The organism is Bradyrhizobium sp. Pha-3, from assembly GCF_042258615.1.
Lineage (GTDB): Bacteria > Pseudomonadota > Alphaproteobacteria > Rhizobiales > Xanthobacteraceae > Bradyrhizobium.
Window position 1 is genome coordinate 5,176,605 of record NZ_CP170152.1, and the last position, 18,910, is coordinate 5,195,514.

General features: G+C 64.5%; 9 protein-coding genes. 3 read left to right on the forward strand and 6 right to left on the reverse strand.

The window, feature by feature from the left end; genetic code table 11:
* Positions 1-43 precede the first annotated feature (43 nt).
* Together ACE10Z_RS24710 and ACE10Z_RS24715 are read right to left on the reverse strand one after the other, a co-directional pair.
* Positions 44-5,923 (reverse strand): hypothetical protein, encoded by a 5,880-nt coding sequence (locus tag ACE10Z_RS24710; RefSeq protein ID WP_375783094.1) that lies wholly within the window; start codon positions 5,921-5,923, stop codon positions 44-46.
* Positions 5,924-6,242: 319 nt separating this feature from the next.
* Positions 6,243-6,425: a hypothetical protein gene (locus ACE10Z_RS24715; protein ID WP_375783095.1), complete on the reverse strand. Its 183-nt coding sequence runs from the start codon at positions 6,423-6,425 to the stop codon at positions 6,243-6,245.
* 143 nt (positions 6,426-6,568) lie between these two features.
* Here ACE10Z_RS24715 and ACE10Z_RS24720 point away from each other — a divergent pair, with 143 nt between their 5' ends.
* Positions 6,569-6,811: a hypothetical protein gene (locus ACE10Z_RS24720; protein ID WP_375783096.1), complete on the forward strand. Its 243-nt coding sequence runs from the start codon at positions 6,569-6,571 to the stop codon at positions 6,809-6,811.
* Between the two features lie 404 nt (positions 6,812-7,215).
* Here the strand turns inward: ACE10Z_RS24720 and mfd are convergent, their stop codons facing one another.
* Together mfd and ACE10Z_RS24730 are read right to left on the reverse strand one after the other, a co-directional pair.
* Positions 7,216-10,734 carry a transcription-repair coupling factor gene (mfd, locus tag ACE10Z_RS24725; RefSeq protein WP_375783097.1) on the reverse strand — a complete coding sequence of 1,173 codons (3,519 nt, stop codon included), beginning with the start codon at positions 10,732-10,734 and terminating at the stop codon, positions 7,216-7,218.
* Positions 10,731-11,021, reverse strand: a complete 291-nt coding sequence (locus ACE10Z_RS24730) for a succinate dehydrogenase assembly factor 2 (RefSeq protein ID WP_375783098.1) — start codon at positions 11,019-11,021, stop codon at positions 10,731-10,733. Before ACE10Z_RS24730 ends, mfd begins: the two co-directional genes overlap by 4 nt.
* A gap of 240 nt (positions 11,022-11,261) precedes the next feature.
* On the opposite strand from ACE10Z_RS24730, the gene recG reads away from it, so the two are divergent.
* The gene (gene recG, locus ACE10Z_RS24735) at positions 11,262-13,370 is read left to right on the forward strand and encodes an ATP-dependent DNA helicase RecG (protein WP_375783099.1); all 2,109 of its coding nucleotides are present in this window, start codon (positions 11,262-11,264) and stop codon (positions 13,368-13,370) included.
* A 212-nt stretch (positions 13,371-13,582) separates the two neighbouring features.
* Here the strand turns inward: recG and ACE10Z_RS24740 are convergent, their stop codons facing one another.
* A complete protein-coding gene (locus tag ACE10Z_RS24740) occupies positions 13,583-14,368 on the reverse strand; it encodes a DUF502 domain-containing protein (RefSeq protein ID WP_375783100.1) in 786 nt (261 codons plus the stop codon).
* Positions 14,369-14,565: 197 nt separating this feature from the next.
* Positions 14,566-16,392, reverse strand: a complete 1,827-nt coding sequence (gene glmS, locus ACE10Z_RS24745) for a glutamine--fructose-6-phosphate transaminase (isomerizing) (protein WP_375783101.1) — start codon at positions 16,390-16,392, stop codon at positions 14,566-14,568.
* 534 nt (positions 16,393-16,926) lie between these two features.
* Between glmS and ACE10Z_RS24750 the strand changes: the two genes are divergently transcribed.
* Positions 16,927-18,894: an oleate hydratase gene (locus ACE10Z_RS24750; protein ID WP_375783102.1), complete on the forward strand. Its 1,968-nt coding sequence runs from the start codon at positions 16,927-16,929 to the stop codon at positions 18,892-18,894.
* Positions 18,895-18,910: the final 16 nt, after the last annotated feature.

The following is an 18,910-nucleotide window of genomic DNA, read 5'->3' on the forward strand; positions in this document are numbered from 1 at the left end:
AGCCACCTTATCTCGGTGGCTCCGCATGCCCTATCTTCAGGCCTCACGCATGCTGTGGCTGCGCCAGCTGGCTGACTTGCGTCGCCGGCGGATCGACAACCAGGGTACCGCCATGGCCATCACTCGAGGTCGTGAAGGTCGAGGCCATGTAGTTGCCGAGCAGCGCAATGCTCGCCGTGACGGTGCCGTCCGTCACCGTCAGCGTTCCGTGCGTTGAGTCTCCGCTGAAGCTCGGAGTCTGAACGTTCGCGAAGTTGATGTTCGCGAAATCGATCGCGTCCGAGCCGGTCATCCCGGCGACGGTGCCCGCAAAGCTCGCGGAATTGTCGAGCTTCAGCGTCCCCGTCGAGCCCTGGAATGCGACGGTGGCGCTCGACGCCCCCGGCAATTCCAGGGTGGCGCCCGCTGCGATGGTGGCGCTGCCGGAGCTCTCGCCCGTCGCGTTGAAGGGCTGCCAAGTCCCCCACGCAATGCCGTCATACCCACGGATCCAGAGTTGGTCCGTACCCGAGCCGGCCTGATAGGTCGTCTGGGAAAGTTGCGCCGCAGTGATGTCGATCTCGGTATTCGCGGCCTGCGTAGCTCCGCTGACGCTCCAATGCCCGTTGCTGTTGGAATCCCACAACGCATATTTCGTGATGGCATCGCCATCCGCGTCCGTCGCAGTGAACAGGCTCGAAGCCGCAAAGGTCTGCCCCGCGACCGTCACGACGTTGGCGACCGAGACCGTCGGTGCCTGGTTGGTGGCGGTGGCCGTGAAGCTCTGCCAGGCGCTCCACATGCTGCCGTCATTGGCCTTCACCCAGAGCGTATCCGGTGTCGAACCGCCGGGGCCGAACACGTAGCTCACCTGCGACAGGTTCGCTGCCGACACATCGATCTCGGCGTTGGTGGGCTGCACGACGCCGTTGACTGCAAAGTGTCCGTTACCTTGCGTGTCCCAGAACGCGTACTGGGTGATCGTGTCGTGCTCGGCGTCCGAGACCGAGAACAAGCTCGAGGCCGCGACCGAATGGTCGTGAATGCCACTGACGTTCGATGCCGTCACGACCGGAGCCGTGTCGGGGCCCGGTGTTGCCGTGAAGCTCTTCCAGGCGCTCCACATGCTGCCGTCATTGGCCTTCACCCAGAGCGTATCGGGCGTCGAACCGCCGGGGCCGAACACGTAGCTCACCTGCGACAGGTTCGCCGCCGAAACATCGATCTCGGCGTTGGTGGGCTGCACGACGCCGTTGACTACAAAGTGTCCGTTACCTTGCGTGTCCCAGAACGCGTACTGGGTGATCGTGTCGTGCTCGGCATCGGTCACCGAGAACAGGCTCGAGGCGAGAACCGAGAACTGCCCGTGATTGGCGGTTACGTTCGATGCCGTCACGACCGGAGCCGTGTCGGGGCCCGGTGTTGCTGTCAAGCTCTGCCAGGCGCTCCACATGCTGCCGTCATTGGCCTTCACCCAAAGCGTGTCGGGCGTCGAACCGCCGGGGCCGAACACGTAGCTCACCTGCGACAGGTTCGCCGCCGACACATCGATCTCGGCGTTGGTGGGCTGCACGACACCATTGACTACAAAGTGTCCGTTACCTTGCGTGTCCCAGAACGCGTACTGGGTCATCGTGTCGTGCTCGGCATCGGTCACCGAGAACAGGCTCGAGGCGAGAACCGAGAACTGCCCGTGATTGGCGGTTACGTTCGATGCCGTCACGACCGGAGCCGTGTCGGGGCCCGGTGTTGCCGTGAAGCTCTGCCAGGCGCTCCACATGCTGCCGTCATTGGCCTTCACCCAGAGCGTATCCGGTGTCGAGCCGCCGGAGCCGAACACGTAGCTCACCTGCGACAGGTTCGCCGCCGAGACATCGATCTCGGCGTTGGTGGGCTGCACGACGCCGTTGACTACAAAGTGGCCGTTACCTTGCGTATCCCAGAACGCGTACTGGGTGATCGTGTCGTGCTCGGCATCGGTCACCGAGAACAGGCTCGAGGCGAGAACCGAGAACTGCCCGTGATTGGCGGTTACGTTCGATGCCGTCACGACCGGAGCCGTGTCGGGGCCCGGTGTTGCCGTGAACGCGGTCCAGCCTCCCCACAGGATGCCGTCATTGGCCCTCACCCAGAGCGTATCGGGTGTCGAACCACCGGGACCGAACACGTAGCTCACCTGCGACAGGTTCGCCGCCGAGACATCGATCTCGGCGTTGGTGGGCTGCACGACGCCGTTGACTACAAAGTGTCCGTTACCTTGCGTGTCCCAGAGCGCGTACTGGGTCATCGTGTCGCCATCCGGATCGCTCACCGTGAAGAGACTTGATGCGGCAATCGACGTCTGGCCATGCGCCGCAGTCACGTTGCTCGCGTTCACGGTCGGCGGGTTGTCGCCAAATGCCTTGGCCGTAAACTGAGTCCAGTTGCCCCAAATCGTGCCGTCATTGGCTCGAACGAGAAGGGTATCAGTCGATCCACTTGAACCGAAGACGTAGCTCACCTGCGACAGGTTGGCCGCCGCAACATCGATCTCGGCGTTGGTGGCCTGGACGACACCGTTGACGACCCAGTGTCCGTGACCTTGGGTGTCCCAGAACGCATATTGTGTGATGGGATCGCCATCGGCGTCCGACACCGTAAACAGGCTGGAAGCCAGCACGGAGGTCTGGCCAGAGCCTGCGTGGATGTTGGACGCTGTCGTGACCGGCGCGATATCGGCACGCGTCGTGACCAGCGTGCCGGTGCCGGAATCCGCGCTGACGCTGAACCGCACGCCGGGTGTCGCATCAAGCTGCAGATCGAAGGAGGATGCCCCCTCGGTGACGTGCAGGATGTTGCCGGCCCGCAAAGTCGCCGACCCACCCGATACGAAATTGAGGCCTGCCAGATCGATGCTGTCGCCCAGCACCAGACTGCTGATGGTCGTGCCGGCCAGGGAGGTGCCATCGATCTTGAGCTGACCGCCGGAACCGCTGAAGGTGATGCCGCCGTTCGTGACGCTGCCGGCCCGCAGTTCGACCACGCCGCCGGAAATCATGACCGGCCCCGTAGAGCCGCCAGAGGACACGATCTCATTGCCTCCGGCAAAGACCGCGACGTTGCTCGTCACCGCGCCGGCAACGTTGAGCGCACCACCGCTCGACACCGCGATGTCGTGCGCCGCGGCTCCAGATTTAATGTTCAGCACGCCACCGCTGATGACGGTCGTGTGGTCGATCGCGCCTCCCGAGGACACGTTGACCGTGCCGCCCGAAATCCCGGTTCCGGAGCCGGTCACACCGGTAACCACACCTCCGGAGAATACGTTCTCGATGCCGCCGGCAAAGACCGAGACATTGCTCAGAACCGTGCCGCCAACGTTGAAGACGCCGCCGCTCGAGACGGAGATATGGTCTGCCGTCGCACCCGACGAGACATTCAGGTCACCGCCATTGAAGACGGTCGCATATTCGAAAGACGCTCCGGAGAGAACGTCGACCACACCGGAAATTACGGTCCCCGAACCGGCAACGCCGGTGACGGAGCCACCCGCAGAGACGATTTCGTGGCCGCCGCTCTGAATGGTGACATTGCTGGTGATCTTGCCCTGCACATTGAGCGTGCCGGAGACGTTGATCATGCTGGCCGAGCCTCCGGCCAACACGTTGAGCGTTCCGCCGGCCGCGATGACCGTTCCCGTACCGGCCGTGCCGCTGATGGTGCCCTGGATGACGCCACCGGACGAGACGTTCTCGACGCCGCCGCTGGACACCACCACCATGTTGGAGGTGGTCCCCATCACGTTAAGGATGCCGCCCGCCGAAACCGTCGTCCCCACGCCGTTGGAGGATGCCGAGACCAATCCTCCCACCAGCACGTTTTCTATGCCACCGCTCGAGATGAAAACGTTGCTGGTGACGGTGCCGCCAAGGTTGAGCGTGCCACCCGACAGGGTGACGTCGTGCGCCGTCGCGCCAGCGGAAACATTCAAGGCGCCGCCGCTTGAAACGCTGGCGCCAATGGTGACGCCACCAGAGGAAACCACCTGATTGCCACCCGACAGAATCGCGGCGCCGGAATCGACGCCACCACTGAAGACGGCCTCGAATCCGCCAGACAGGATAGTGCCTGTCGCGCTGCCACCGGCTGAGCCGGCACTACCGTTGAACGATCCGAGTTGGAAGTAGCCACCGCTCAGCACCGTCGTGTCGGTCGCCGTGCCGCCGCTCAGCACGGTCATGCCGCCGGAGTTGGAGATCGTCGTTCCGGATACTGCGCCGCCCGAGGTGACTTTCGTGCCGCCGTTGTTGGCGATCGTGGTGGACACCGCGAGGCCACCTGAGTTCACATCGAGCTGACCGCCCGCCACGGTCGTATTGCTTGCGGTTCCGCCCGCCGAACCACCCGATCCCTGGAACGACGGAATGCCGACTTGCATGAAGCCGGCATTGCCGATGAAGGTGCCCAGGGCCGTGCCGCCCGCGAACACGTTCTCGGTCCCGCTCGCGGCGACGGTGATGGCGGAGGTTGAGCCGCCTGACAGAACGTCGAGGATCGGGCCACTCCCCACCGAGTAGCCGCTCACGACAGCGCCAGGACCCACCTCAAGGTAGGTGCCGGCACCGAAAGTGGTGTTGGAAAGCTGCGAAACAGACGCTCCGCTGACCAGTTCTACAGCGCCGAAATTGTTGACCGAAACGCCACTGAGAGACCCGCCTGAGAACAGCTTCAGCAGACCACCATCGACCATCGTGGCATTTGCCGATCCGCCGGAAAGGACGTCGAGCTCACCGCCGCCGAAGACATTGGTGCCGTTCGCAGCACCTCCGGACGAAACGGTTTCCAGACCGCCCCCGTAGATGTTGATGTTGCTGGTCGTGCTTCCCGCCAGATTGAATTGGCCACCGGTCTTCACATTGATGTCATGCGCGGACGCGCCGGCCTGCAAGTTCAAGGCGCCGTTGCTGTTGACAGCAGCGTAGCTGACGGAGGCACCCGCGGATGCATTCACTGTGCCGACGACGGTGACCGTTGGGAGGGCGGATGGATCCAATGATCCGCTGATGGCACCGCCGGAAGAGACGTTCAATGTGGCGCCGCCCGCAACGAACACGAAGTTCGTCGCCGTACCGAGAAGGTTGAGCGTTGCTCCGCTCGATACGGTAAGATCGTGAACGGTGGCGCCGGCTGCGACGCCGGCCGAGGCTCCGGACGACAAGGTGAAGAACTCGGACAGGCCTCCGGAGAGGACGTTGAGCAAGCCTCCCGACACCGTAAAGGACTGCGCATTGCCGCCAGAAAGCACGTTCAGCGTGCCCCCCGAGACATCGAAGTTCTGCGCATTGCCTCCCGAAAAAACATTCTCGGTGCCACCGGCGAAGACCTCCGAGTTGCTAGTCTGAGAACCTGCGAGATTGAGGATGCCGCCATTGCTGACGCCGAAGTCGTGGATCGTCGCGCCATGGTCGGCCGTGACAACGCCGCCACTCTTGACCGTGAAGTAGGAGAGCTGGCCGCCCGAGGTCACGCTGACCGTGCCACCCGACACAATCGTCTCGTCGCTGCCGGGAGCGCCCGTCTCGATGCCGCCGGAAGAGATCACAACAAGGCCGCTCGAATAGACCTCAACGTGGCTTGTCACCGTTCCGGCAACGTTCAGCGTGCCGCCCGACGACACGGTAAGGAACGACGCCGCACCGCCCGAGGAAACGTTGACCATGCCGCCTGCATACACCGTGGCCGAGACGCCGAGACCACCGCTGGAGATATTCTGGCTGCCGCCGGACACAATCGTGGCGCCGCTGTCGACACCACCGCTCGAAATCACCTCGGAGCCGCCGGACACAATCGTTCCAGTGGCGCTGCCGACGGACTCAATGATCAGCGTGCCGCCAGTCAGGACGGTATCGCCGGATTCAGTGCCAGAAGATACGGTAACGGTGACGCCGCTGGAAATCGTCTGCATGGCTCTGCCTCTAGGCCAGAATAAAATTCATTTGCCGGTTTCGGGCGTCGATGCCTGTCGGCGTCGACGCCCTTTACGCGCTACGCGTTGGCGCCGATCGGAAATCCCGGTATCTGCTCTATAACCTGCTTTACGTGATCGGCCGTATTCAGCCGCCTGCATTCAAATTGTCGCGGTGAATTTGCATGCCGCGGACACCACAGGAAATCCTTGTGGTCGAAACGCACCCGCGGATCGTTCCAGCAACTGTCGCACGCGTGGGAGTTGACAATGCGGTAAGGCGTTTCAAATTTGTTGGTGGGATGGGTGAACCCGCTGATCATGATGACCGGCGTTCCTGACGCCCGTGCAAGCCACGACAGGCCGCTCGACAGGCCAATGAAAAAGTCAGCATGACCGGCGCGGCGTCGGTCGAACGATCAACGATGACGTTGGGATGTTCCGGCAAATGGTCCGACGGGCGCATCAGCGCGATCGTCGGCGCGACGGTAATCGCATTCACGAAAAACCCCTGCACTGAAATACAAAGAAACTGCTCGAAATGTGAGAAAAAACTAGGCGAGATTGACAACCTCGTCAACGAAACCTTGGCGAGTACCCCTTCGGGGCTGCTCCGGAATCGCAGGAACAAAACAACATACAGCGATGAACAGCATCCCAGCGCCGCTCCAGCTTGCCTTCGGCGAAGTCTGCTCTGCCCGTGACAACGAACGTGGCGGTCACCATCGCGGCCAGTTGGTAAAGGCCAATACGCAAATTCCGCTCCGAGCCGATGTCCTGCGTATCGCCTTCGACGATGAAGTTGATCGCGGTGGCAGCCACAAGAAATCCAACGATCTTTCGGAACCGCTTTCCACCGCGGTGTTGGACGCGACTGCGCTGCCTTAGGCGCAAGGGTTGTTGTTGCGGTCGTTTGAGACTACTGGAGCCAACCGTTCTTGATCGTCGTATTGATGGCGGTGCCGCGATAGATTTCCTCACCCGGCTCTTCGTTGCCATCGATGGTGGTATCGCCGGTGGTACCGCCGAACACGGTCAGCTTGCCATTGCTGCCGACGTGGTGCTGCTCGCGGTTGAACCACTGTCAACTGTCAGTCGGACGCCATTGATCATGGTGTCGATCGCGCCTCCAACTCCCAATAGGTCTGTCCGGCTACTCGTCCCCGCGGCCGAGCCGGGCCGATGCTCGACAATCGAAGCAAACGTCCGCTGGCCCTCACCAACTCACTTGGCGCGGGATCTCGATCACTGAGTTTTGGAGCCGAGCCTCCCCCTCCGGGCAGGCCAAAACCTCATGCCGCCTTCTTGTTCTCCGCGAGATTGGCGAGCTGGCGCAGGATCTCGGTGGTGCCGGCGAGCCGCTCTTCCGGCGTATCCCATTCCTGGAAGAACACCACCTTCATATCGGGGCGCACCTTGGCGGCCTGGCCGTGCTGGCGGATGAACGTCACCAGCCGCTCCGGATGCGCAAAGCTGTTGTCGCGGAACGCGATCACGGCGCCCTTCGGGCCGGCATCGACCTTCCCGACATTGGCCCTGCGGCAGTAGGCCTTGATCGCGGCAACCTTGAACAGATAACGCACCTCGTCCGGCAGCACGCCGAAGCGGTCGCGCATCTCCGCGGCGAAAGCGTCGATCTCGTCGTCGGTCTCGAGATCGGCGAGCCGCCGATAGAGCGACAGCCGCACGCTGAGGTCGTTGACATAGTCCTCGGGGATCAGGACCGGCATGCCGATCGTGATCTGCGGCGACCAGCGGTCGGCGGCGGGCTCGGCGACGCCGGCCTTGAGGTTGACGATCGCCTCCTCCAGCATCGACTGGTACAGCTCGAAGCCGACTTCCTTGATGTGGCCGGACTGCTCCTCGCCGAGCAGATTGCCGGCGCCGCGAATGTCGAGGTCGTGCGAGGCGAGCTGGAAGCCCGCGCCAAGCGTCTCCAGCGACTGCAGCACCTTGAGCCGCCGCTCCGCCTGCGCCGTGATCTTCTGCTGCGCCGGCAGGGTGAACAGCGCATAGGCGCGCAGCTTGGAGCGGCCGACACGGCCGCGCAGCTGGTAGAGCTGGGCGAGACCGAACATATCGGCCCGGTGCACGATCAGCGTGTTGGCGTTCGGGATGTCGAGACCGGACTCCACGATCGTGGTCGAGAGCAGGATGTCGTATTTGCCGTCATAGAACGCGGACATGATGTCCTCGATCACGGTCGGCGGCATCTGGCCGTGGGCGACCGCGACCTTCATCTCCGGCACGTTCTTGTCGAGGAAATCCTTGACGCCGGCGAGATCCTCGATCCGCGGCACGACGTAGAACGCCTGTCCGCCACGGTAGCGCTCGCGCAGCAGCGCCTCGCGGATCATCAGGGGATCGTGCGGCGCGACGAACGTGCGCACCGCGAGGCGGTCGACCGGCGGCGAGGCAATGATCGAGAGCTCGCGGACGCCGGTCAGCGCCAGTTGCAGCGTGCGCGGGATCGGGGTTGCCGACAGCGTCAGCACATGGACCTGGGCGCGCAGCTGCTTCAGCCGCTCCTTGTGGCTGACGCCGAAATGCTGCTCCTCGTCGACGATCAGGAGGCCGAGGTCCTTGAACTTGATGGCCTTGCCGAGCAGCGCATGGGTGCCGACGACGATGTCGACGCTGCCGTCGGTGAGGCCCTTCTTGACCTGGTTCAAATCCTTGGTCGACACCAGCCGCGACGCCTGCGCGACATTGACCGGGAAGCCCTTGAAGCGCTCGGTGAAGGTCCGCGCGTGCTGACGCGCCAGCAGCGTGGTCGGCACCACGACCGCGACCTGCCGGCCCTCCAGCGCCACGGCAAAAGCTGCGCGCAGCGCCACCTCGGTCTTGCCGAAGCCGACGTCACCGCAGATCAGGCGGTCCATCGGGCGGCCGATCTCGAGGTCGTTCAACGTCGAGGTGATGGCCCCTAGCTGATCCTCGGTCTCCTCATAGGGGAAGCGCGCGCAGAATTCGTCGTAGACATGCGGCTGCAGCGGGAATTTCGGCGCCTCGTGCAGCTGCCGCTCGGCCGCGATCTTGATCAGTTCGCCGGCGATCTGACGAATGCGGTTCTTCAGCTTCGCCTTGCGGGCCTGCCAGCCGCCGCCACCCAAACGGTCGAGCTCGACATTGGCGCTTTCGGAGCCGTAGCGCGACAGCAGCTCGATGTTCTCGACCGGCAGGAACAGCTTTGTCTCCGCGGCGTAGTGCAGCTCGAGACAATCGTGTGGCGCGCCGGAGACTTCCAGCGTCTGCAAGCCGACGAAGCGGCCGATGCCGTGCTCGACATGAACCACGAGATCGCCGGTCGCAAGGCTCGTCACCTCCGAGATGAAATTGTCGAGCTTGCGGCTTGCCTTGCGCGGCCGCACCAGGCGGTCACCGAGAATGTCCTGCTCGCTGATGACCGCGAATTCGTCGGTCTCGAAGCCGGATTCCATACCGAGCACGGCCAGCATGGTCTCGTTGCGCGGGGTCGCCTGCACGATCCGCCAGGTGTTGACGCTGGTGGTGTTGAGCAACTTGTGGTCGCGCAGCATCGCGCCCATGCGGTCGCGCGAGCCTTCGCTCCACAGCGCGACGATGACCTTCTTGCGCTGCGACTGCAGCGCGCCGATGTGGCCGACGACAGCCTCGAACACGTTGACATTGCCGTCGGCACGCTCCGGCGCGAAATTGCGGCCCTGCCGCGCGCCGGCGTCGAACATTTCGGGCGAGCGTTCCGGCACCGCGAACGGCGTCAGCCGCGCCAGCGGTGCATCGCCGAGCAGCCTGGTCCATTCGGCTTCGGTCAAATAGAGCTTGTCCGGCGGCAGCGGCTTGTAGATCGCGCCGCTGCCGGGATGCTCCAGCGCTTCGCGCCGCGCATCGTAGTAGTCGGCGATCTGCGTGAAGCGCTCGCGCGCGGCGTCCTCACCCTGCGGCTCGATCGCGATCGTTGCGCCGTCGAGATAATCGAACAGCGTGTCCATCCGCTCCTGAAACAGCGGCAGCCAGTGCTCCATGCCGGGATGGCGCCGTCCCTCGGAGACCGCCTCATAGAGCTGGTCGTCGCGTCCCGGCGCGCCGAACGCTGCGACATAGCCCATGCGGAAACGCCGGATGGTCTCGGTGGTGAGCTGGAATTCGGAGACCGGCACGAGGTCGAGCCCGCGCATATCGAGCAGCGTGCGCTGGGTCTCGGCATCGAAGGTGCGGATCGACTCCAGAGAGTCGCCGAAGAAGTCGAACCGCACCGGCTGGTCGAGGCCGGCCGGAAACAGATCGAGGATGCCGCCGCGCACCGCATATTCGCCGGGCTCGCGCACCGTGGACGAGCGGGTGTAGCCATTGTGTTCGAGCCAGGCCACGACCGAATCCATCGGCACGACGTTGCCGGGCGCAACCGATAGCGCCTGCGCCGCGACCTGATCGCGCGCCGGCACCCGCTGCACGGCGGCGTTCACTGTGGTCAGCACGATCAGCGGCTTGTCGCTGCCCACAAGGCGCGACAGCTTCGCCAGCGCGGTGAGCCGCTGCGCCAAAATGCCGGAATGCGGCGAGACGCGGTCATAGGGCTGGCAGTCCCAGGCCGGAACCTGCATCACGGCGATATCGGGCGCAAAGAACTCCAGCGCACGGGCGAGCTGCTGCATCCGCGCACCGTCGCGGCACACCACGGCGAGGCTGACCGCCGGCCGCTTCGGCTGCGCGGCAATGGCGCGCGCCAGGTCGGAGATGACGAGCCCTTCGGCGCCCTCGGCGACGTTGGCGATGGTCAGCACCCGGCCCGGCGCGAGCATCGCGGCCGGCGATTTCATCGGCTGCTTCATGCGCTGGGATCCGCGACCCGGAACGCCTTGATGCGGGCAAACAGCGCCGTCGCATATTCGGCCGGCAGCACCTTGTCGCCGGTCAGCGCGGCATAGAGGTCGGGATCCGGCACCTCGATCAGGTGCTCGAGTTCGCCGATCTCCTGATCGGACAGATCCGCGATGGTCGCATCGGCAAAGCGGCCGAGGATCAGGTCCATCTCCCGGGTGCCGCGATGCCAGCAGCGAAACAAAAGCCGCTTGCGGCGGTCATCGAGCCCGCTGCTCGATCGTGTCGATCCCGTCATGTCCCAAAATCCATCCAACGCCAAAAGCCCGGACGTGCCGGGCGGGGCTTGATATAGCGATGGCAGGGGCAGATGTCAGCCCTCTTTCGCCGCGTTTTGGAGATGCTTTGGGCGCATGCCGTCATTGCCGGGCTTGACCCGGCAATCCATCCTCTTGTGAAGATGGGTGCGCGGGTCATCCTCGATCGAGTCGAGGACAGGAGCCCGCGCATGACGTGAGTCGTGTGTATAAGGACACCGATGCGCCCCAGCCTGCTCAATCCGCTGTTTGCCCAGGTCACGACCCTGCAGGGTGTCGGCCCGAAGCAGGACAAGCTGCTGCGCTATCTGCTCGACCGCAGCGAGACGCCGCGACTGGTCGATCTGCTGCTGCACCTGCCGGCGAGCGTCATCGATCGCCGCGCGCGGCCGAAGATCCGCGACGCCGCGGTCGGAACCATGGTGACGCTCGAGGTCACTGTCGACCGCCACCGCCCGCCGCCGCCGCGCAATTCGCGCGCACCCTACCTCGTCTACGCCAGCGACGACACCGGCGATGTCGTGCTGACCTTCTTCCGCGCCCAGCCGGGCTATGTCGAGAAGCTGCTGCCGGTCGGCGAGAAGCGCTACGTCTCCGGCACGCTGGCGATGTATGACGGCATCCCGCAGATCGTGCATCCCGACCGCGTCATCGATGAGGCGGGCTTTGCAAAACTGTCCGGCATCGATCCGGTCTACCCGCTGACCGAGGGGCTCGCGATCGGCTCGCTCCGCCGCGCCATTGCGCAGGCGCTGACCAAGCTGCCGGACCTGCCGGAGTGGATCAGTCCCGAGGTGCTGCGCCGTTGCAACTTCCCGCCGATCAGGGAGGCGCTGACCCGCGTCCACGTTCCGGTCGAATTGACCGACATCCTGCCCGACGGCCCGTTCTGGTCGCGGCTCGCGTTCGACGAACTGCTCGCCGGCCAGCTTGCGCTGGCGCTGATCCGCGCCACGCTGCGCCGCCCCGCCGGCGTCCGCAACGCCGGCGACGGCCATCTGCGCAACCGGATCATCGATGCCCTGCCCTATGCGCTGACCAAGTCGCAGCAGCAGGCGGTCGCGGCGATCATCGCGGACTTGCAACAGCCGGTGCGCATGCTGCGCCTCGTGCAGGGCGATGTCGGTTCCGGCAAGACCGTGGTGGCGCTGCTGGCGGCGGCTGCCGTCGCGGAGGCAGGCAAGCAGGCCGCGCTGATGGCGCCGACCGAAATCCTCGCCCGCCAGCACATCAAGACCATCGCGCCGCTCGCCGAGAGTGCCGGCATGCGCGTCGCCATCCTCACCGGCCGCGAGAAGGGCAAGGAGCGCCGCGAGCTCCTGGCGCGGCTCGCGGCCGGCGAGATCGATCTGTTGGTCGGCACCCACGCGCTGATCCAGCACGACGTGATCTACAAGGCGCTGGCACTCGCCGTGGTCGACGAGCAGCATCGCTTCGGCGTGCGCGAACGCCTCGCGCTGACCTCCAAGGGCGAGGCCGTCGACGTGCTGGTGCTGAGCGCGACGCCGATCCCGCGCACGCTGGTGCTGACCTATTTCGGCGACATGGACGTCTCCGAGCTGCGCGAAAAGCCCGCCGGCCGCCAGCCGATCGACACCCGCGCCGTGCCGATGAGCCGGATCGAGGATGTCATGGACGGCGTCGGCCGCGCGCTCGGCGCGGGCAAGCTGGTCTACTGGATCTGCCCGCTGGTCGATGAATCCGAGGCCGAAGGCACCGAGCATCTCACCAACGCGACCGAGCGTTTCGAGAGCTTGCAGAAGCGGTTCGGCGAGCGCGTCGGCCTGGTGCATGGCCAGATGAAGGGCACCGAGAAGGATCGCGTGATGGCGCAATTCGCCGCGCACGAGATCGGGCTCCTTGTCGCAACGACCGTCGTTGAGGTCGGCGTCGACGTGCCGGCGGCGACCATCATGGTGATCGAGAACGCCGAGCGCTTTGGCCTCGCGCAACTGCATCAGCTGCGCGGCCGGATCGGCCGCGGCTCAGAGGCGTCGACCTGCCTGCTGCTCTACAAGGAGCCGCTCGGCGAGATGTCGAAAGCGAGGCTCAAGGTGATTCGCGAGACCACGGACGGCTTCCGGATCGCCGAAGAAGATTTGAAGCTGCGCGGCGAAGGCGACGTGCTCGGCATCCGCCAGAGCGGCCTGCCCGGCTACCGCATCGCGCGCTCCGAGGTGCACGGCCAGCTCATCACCCAGGCCCGCGACGAGGCGCTGCGGATCATGAAGGACGATCCGAAGCTGAAGGGCGAACGCGGCGAAGCGCTGCGCTGCCTGCTCTATCTGTATGAGCGCGACGAGGCCGTGCCGCTGATCGGCGCGGGGTGATTCAACGCGACACACGCCGCCGTCCGTCCCGTCATCCCCGCGCAAAGGCTTTGCCTTTGTCGCTGGAGGAGCGCGAAGCGCGTCTCGAAGGATCGACGGCCACCTGCGGTGGCCGATTCATCCTTCGAGACGCGCGCAAGAGCGCGCTCCTCAGGATGACGGTGCGATAGCGCGATCGTACGGCTAGACGCGCCGCATGGGCGGGCCAGCCCCTACTCCACCTTCGCCGGTGCGGGCTGCGTGGCCGGCTGCAGCGAGGCCTGGTTGGCGACGCGCGCGGCGTTGGCCATGCCGGCGAGCGCCGCAGCGCGCTGCTTCTGGTCGCTGGCGCCGGGCTGCACCACGCCGGCCGACATGATCAGCGTCGCGGCATCCTCGGTGCTCATCTCGATCTCAATGATCTTGCTTCTCGGCACGTAGAAGAAGAAGCCGGTGGTCGGGTTCGGCGCGCACGGCAGGAATACCGAGATGTGCTCTTCCTCGCCGGGCAGGCTGGCCGCGAGCTCGGCGCTCGGCGCCTGCGAGATCAGCACGATCGACCACATCCCGGGCGAGGGAAACTCGACCAGGCCGACGCGGCGGAAGCTCGATCCGTTGCCGGAAAACAGCGTCTCGAACACCTGCTTCAGACCGCGATAGATCGCACGCACAGCGGGGATCCGGCCGAGCAGCCGCTCGCCGAGATCGACCAGGGTTCGCCCGATCAGATTGGCGGTGAGGAAGCCGAGCAGCGTCAGCGCGATGACGGCGACGATCAGGCCGGAACCCGGCAATCCGAACGGCAGATAGGTCTCCGGCCGGTAGGCCGTGGGCACGAATGGCCGGACCAGATTGTCGACCCAGTTCACGAACCACCAGGTCAGATAGAGGGTGATCGCAACCGGTCCGGCCACCACCAGGCCGGTCAGGAAATAGTTGCGGAACCGCGCCATCAGCCCGCGGGGAGCGTCCGGGGGCAGTTCACCTGGCGCGGGGGGAGGCACTTTGTTGGACGTCATTGCTGTTCCAGATCGTCGAAGCGGCCGTCCTCACCAGCATGATCCGGAAAAGTGCGCCGCGGATTTCCGAAAAGATCGTGCATAAACAAAAGGCTAGCGCGAGATGATGATTCTGCCCCGAACTTCGGCGCGCAGCACCCCTGAGCTAAGCCATTCTAGCAGGTTTTTGAAGGGCCGCGTGACAGCGTCACTTGCGGCTATTCGACCGTGACCGATTTGGCCAGATTCCGGGGCTGATCGACGTCGGTGCCCATCACCACGGCAGTATGATAGGCGAGCAGCTGCACCGGAACGGCATAGACCATCGGCGCGAAGGTCGCCCCCATATCCGGCATCACGATCGTCACCAGCGACTGGATGGTCGCCTCCGCGGCGCCCTTGGCGTCGGTCATCAGGATGATCTTGCCGCCGCGGGCGGCGACCTCCTGCATGTTGGACACGGTCTTCTCGAACACCTTGTCATAGGGCGCGATCACCACGACCGGCATGTGCTCGTCGATCAGCGCGATCGGCCCGTGCTTGAGCTCGCCGGCGGCATAGCCCTCGGCATGGATGTAGGAGATTTCCTTCAGCTTCAGCGCGCCTTCCAGCGCCAGCGGATAGCTGGTGCCGCGGCCGAGATAGAGCACGTCGCGCGACTTCGAGATCTCGCGCGCCAGCTTCTCGATCTGCAGCTCGGTCGTGAGCGCTTCCGACATCAGACGCGGAATTTCAACAAGGCCGTGCACCAGCTTGGCCTCGTCCGCATCGGAGAGCTCGCCGCGCGCCTTGCCGGCGGCAACCGCGAGCGAGGCCAGCACCATCAGCTGGCAGGTGAACGCCTTGGTCGAGGCGACGCCGATCTCGGGACCGGCCAGCGTCTGCAGCACGGTCTCGCTTTCGCGCGCGATCGTCGAGGTCGGTACGTTGACGACGGAGAGCGTGTGCGCGCCCTGCGCCTTGGCGTAGCGCAGCGCCGCCAGCGTGTCGGCGGTCTCGCCCGACTGCGAGATGAAGATCGCAAGGTCGCCCTTGCGCAGCGGGGCCTCGCGGTAGCGGAATTCGGAGGCGACATCGAGCTCGACCGGCAGCCGCGCCAGCCGCTCCAGCCAGTATTTCGCGACGAATCCGGCATAGCTCGCGGTGCCGCAGGCCGTGATCGAGATGCGCTGGATGTCCTTGAAGTCGAACGGCAGCTTGACCGGCAGGGCGACGCGCTCGGTCGCCATGTCGACATAACGGGCGAGCGTGTGCCCGACCACTTCCGGCTGCTCGTGGATCTCCTTCGCCATGAAGTGGCGATAGTTCGCCTTGTCGACCAGGGCGGTCGCAGTCGTGTGCTTGATCGCCTCTCGGTGGACGATGGCGTTGTCCTTGTCGAAGATCGTCGCGCCCTTGCGGTTCAGCACCACCCAGTCGCCGTCCTCGAGATAGCTGATCGTGTCGGTGAACGGCCCGAGTGCGATCGCATCCGAGCCGAGATACATCTCGCCCTCACCATGGCCGACCGCGAGCGGCGGACCGTTGCGGGCGCCGATCATCAGATCGTCCTGGCCGGCAAAGATGAAGCCGAGCGCGAAGGCGCCGCGCAGTTGCGACAGCACCGCCCTCACCGCCTCGACCGGCGCGACGCCGCCCTTGAGCAGATCGTCGACCAGATGCACCACGACCTCGGTGTCGGTCTCGGTCGAGAACACGGCGCCCTTATGCTCGAGGTGATCGCGCAGCTCGCGGAAATTCTCGATGATGCCGTTATGCACGACGGCGACGCGTTCGGTGGCGTGCGGATGCGCGTTGTTCTCAGTCGGCCTGCCGTGGGTGGCCCAGCGGGTGTGGCCGATGCCGGTGTGGCCGCCGAGCGGCTTTGCCTGCAGCCGGGCCTCGAGGTTCTTCAGCTTGCCCTCGGCGCGGCGCCGCGCCAGGGAGCCGTTCTCCAGCGTGGCGACACCGGCGGAATCGTAGCCCCGATACTCCAGCCGCTTGAGCGAATCCACCAGTTGCTCCGCCACCGGAGCGCGTCCAAGAATGCCGACGATGCCGCACATGCGGTTCAATGTCCCCAAAAATCGCCGAAAATTTGCCGAAGCGGCGACATGGTCCCATAACGGGAATCGCCAGCCGCAAGATACTCAATAATTATTGCCGATTGCGACAGTCTTAAACGGCAAGGTTGATGCGAAGGGCTGGTTAATCGGGGCTAACTATTTTGGCAAGAGCGCGTCAACTCCCTGATCGTTCGGACTGCGGCTCAGCCTCCAATGTGGTTCCGCCGACGAGCGCGCTTCGGAATCAGGTCATACCAGTGCTGCGCCGCCTTCCTTTCACGACGGAAACGACCCACACTGACTGCATGATCAAGCTTCACTCTCCCCTCAAGATTGAGCCTGTTCCACAAGGAGGCTGGCAGCTGATCCTGTGGACGGGGGACGCCTTCGACTATACGACGCGATTCCGCGAATTGCTCTGCGAGATCGCGCACGTACCCGGGCAAGACAGCCCAAGTGATCTGCTTGCCTCGCTGCCCCAAGGACATCAGGTCCACGGAGATCGCGAAAGCCAATCACCCAGAAAGGTCGCCAATGACTGATGTCGCAGCTTCCGGCACGCCCACCTTCGAGGTCGAAACCGACGCGTCCAGGCGCTATTGGCACAACAGCCGCCACAACACGCTGCCGCCGCCGGACATGATGGGCGCCTACATGCGCAACCGTCCGGTGCCAAAGGGGCCGGTCGAAGCCCGCAAGGCCTGGATCATCGGGAGCGGCATCGGGGGACTGGCCGCGGCCTTCTACATGATCCGCGACGGCGGCATGAAGGGCGAGGACATCACCATCCTCGACACCATGCATATCGAGGGCGGTTCGCTCGACGGCGCCGGCGATCCCGAGAACGGTTACATCATCCGCGGCGGCCGCGAGATGAACTGGAACTACGACAATCTCTGGGACATGTTCCAGGACGTGCAGGCGCTCGAATTACCTGAAGGATACAGCGTTCTCGACGAATATCGGCTCGTCAACGACAACGATCCGAACTTCTCCAAGGCGCGGCTGATGCACAAGCGCGGCCAGATCCGCGACTTCTCGACGCTCGGCCTGTCGAAGCCGCAGCAATGGGAATTGATCCGCCTGCTCCTGAAGCGCAAGGAGGATCTCGACGACATCACCATCGAGCAATATTTCAGCCCGGGCTTCCTCGAGACCAATTTCTGGTTCCTCTGGCGCTCGATGTTTGCCTTCGAGAACTGGCAGAGCCTGCTCGAAATGAAGCTCTACATGCATCGCTTCCTCGATGCGATCGACGGGCTGACCGACATGTCGGCGCTGATCTTTCCGAAGTACAACCAGTTCGACAGCTTCGTCCGTCCGCTGGTGACCCATCTGCGCGAACGCGGCGTCAAGGTGCAGTTCGATACCCGCGTCCACGATCTCGACATCAAGGTCGAGGGCGATGCCCGCACGGTGACCGCGATCCACGCCAAGGTGGGCGGCGCCGACGCCACGATTCCGATCGGTCCGAAAGACCTGGTCTTCGCACTCACGGGATCGATGACCGAGGGCACCGCCTACGGCGACATGGACCACGCCCCGGTTCTTCAGCGCGGCAAGCATGATCCCGGCGAAGCCAGCGACTGGACGCTGTGGACGAACCTGGCGAAGAAATCGCCGATCTTCGGCAAGCCGCAGAAGTTCTACGGCAATGTCGACAAGTCGATGTGGGAGTCGGTCACCCTCACCTGCAAGCCGTCGCCCTTCGTCGAACGGCTGAAGGAGCTTTCGGTCAACGATCCCTATTCCGGCAAGACGGTGACCGGCGGGATCATCACCTTCACCGACTCCAATTGGGTGCTCAGCTTCACCTGCAACCGGCAGCCGCACTTTCCGACCCAGCCCAAGGACGTCCTGGTCGTCTGGGTCTATGCGTTGCTGATGGACAAGGAGGGCAACTACGTCAAGAAGCCGATGCCGGCCTGCACCGGCCGCGAAATCCTGGCGGAGCTTTGCTATCACCTCGGCATCGAGGACAGGCTGGACGCCGTGGTGGCGAACACCAAGACCCGCCTCGCCTTGATGCCCTACATCACCGCGATGTTCATGCCTCGCGCGGCGGGCGACCGGCCGCATCCGGTCCCCGCGGGCTGCACCAATCTGGGGCTGATGGGCCAGTTCGTGGAAACGTCGAACGACATCATCTTCACGATGGACAGCTCGGTCCGCACCGCGCGGGTCGCGGTGTACACGCTGCTCAAACTCCCCAAGCAGGTGCCGGACATCAGCCCCACGCAATATGATATCCGCACCATCCTGAAGGGGGCCCGTGCCCTGAACAACAACGAACCATTCCCGGGTGAACGCCTGCTGCACCGGCTGCTCGACAAGACGTACTACGCCCACATTCTTCCGCCATTGCCCGAACCCGACTCCACGCGACGCGGCAGTGCGGAGCGCGAACTGGCGGGACTTCTCGGCAAGGGCGATCAGGCGCTCGGCGCCATCATCGGCTGGCTGGAACGAATTCGAGAGAGCATCTCGACCCGCAAGGGTTAGCGCATGCAGTCATAAG